At 45.3% G+C, this 1,720-nt stretch carries 1 protein-coding gene; it reads left to right on the forward strand.

The genetic code is table 11. The features are described 5' to 3' along the window. Positions 1-226: 226 nt before the first annotated feature. Positions 227-1,720, forward strand: a 1,494-nt coding sequence (locus KDK17_RS00475; RefSeq protein WP_257287099.1) for an F-box/WD40 repeat-containing protein, incomplete at its 3' end; no start/stop codon positions are given.

Genomic DNA, 1,720 nt, shown 5'->3' on the forward strand with positions numbered 1-1,720 from the left:
TTTCACCATAACGAGTTGAGAATTTATAAGCTTTCGATGAATCATTGATGGTTTGCTGTGATCAATAAAAGGGAGGCCATTCTGTATGTGCTGAAAGACAGAAACTTCATTAATGGCACCCAAAAACAGGTTATGAACTTTCATGTCAGAACTGACTCCAACTTACCGCATCAATTTTGAACGTCCTTGTTAAATGGTGGCGATAGTCACTTAGGAAAAACCAGATATGTTTTCTAACGCTAATCACTCCGGCATAGTCGATTCACCCTTGCTACCACCGGTGAGCACTCCATTGGAGGGAGAGCCATCCTGTGTCAGTATGGGCAGGACCATTGTTGTACCTGATCAGGAAATAAAGAAAACCGCTTCATTGCTCGATTTGCCCGAAGAAGTAAAAATTAAAATTTTTCGTTGGTTGAAATTTCGGGATGTTGTCAATTTACAACAGGTGTCTACTCACTTAAACAGGGTTATTAAAAACGACCATGCTCTGGCAAGGGCTTGGTATCACCGGTTTTCTTTACCACACCAGGATCAATTAAAGAAAATCCTTCCTACAGAGGATAAAGAACAACTTCGTCATTGGCTGCGGCCCTTTACAAAGGATACAGCATTAGTCGAGTCACTGATAAAGCAACGAAAGGCTGCTTATTTTCCTGCTCTGTTCTATTTCACCAAAGCTCAACTGGTGTCTGAATGTGAAACCTTTGAAATCAATAAAAAAGTCACTATTGCCCATTATCTCTGGGTCAACTCAGCCACCTTCAGCGCCGATGGCCGACACCTGGTGACGGCCAGTCTTGATAACACCGCACAAATCTATAGTCAGAACGCCAAAGGATCATGGGTAGAAAACGTCATCATTGATCATGATCACTTTGTTGACTCAGCCACCTTCAGTGCAGATGGCAGCCATTTGGTGACCGTCAGCAGTTGGAGTAAGAAGGTGAAAATTCATGATCAGAAAGCGGATGGGGCATGGGAGGAAAAAAACACCATTTCCCACGGTAACCATGTCAACTCAGCTACCTTCAGCCCGGATGGCTGCTACGTGGTGACCGCCAGTAACGATAACACGGCAAAAATTTATGGTCAGAAGACCGATGGATCATGGCTGGAAGAAGCCACCATTTTACATGATCATTGTGTCGTCATAGCCTGTTTTAGCGACGACAGTCGTTTAGTTGTGACCGTCAGTAGAGACAAGATGGTAAAAATCCATAGCCATGAGGACGATGGATCATGGGAACATAAAGTCAATATTTTCCATGATGGTCAAGTCAACTCAGTCACCTTCAGCGCCGGTGGTTGCCGAGTGATATCTGCCAGTAAAGATCGCACGGCGAAAATCTGTGGTCAGAAAACAAATGGCCGATGGGAAAAAGAAGCCACCATTTTCCACGATCACTGGGTCACCTCAGCCACCTTCAGCCCTGATGGCCGTCATGTAGTGACCGCCAGTACAGATGGCACGGCGAAAATCTGTGGCCAGAGGGACGATGAATCATGGGAAAAAAAGCTCACGATTTCCCATCATAACGATGTCATATCAGCCATCTTCAGCCCCGATAGTCGGCATGTACTGACCGCCAGTAAAGATGGCACGGCAAAAATTTATGGTCACAAGACTGACGGGTCATGGGTCGAAAAAGCCATTATTTACCATAAAAGTTCGCTCAACTCTGCCAACTTCAGCGCCGATGGCTGCCTTGTGCTGACC

This window comes from Endozoicomonas sp. SESOKO2, assembly GCF_024606245.1.
In the GTDB taxonomy this organism is placed as follows: Bacteria; Pseudomonadota; Gammaproteobacteria; order Pseudomonadales; family Endozoicomonadaceae; genus Endozoicomonas_A.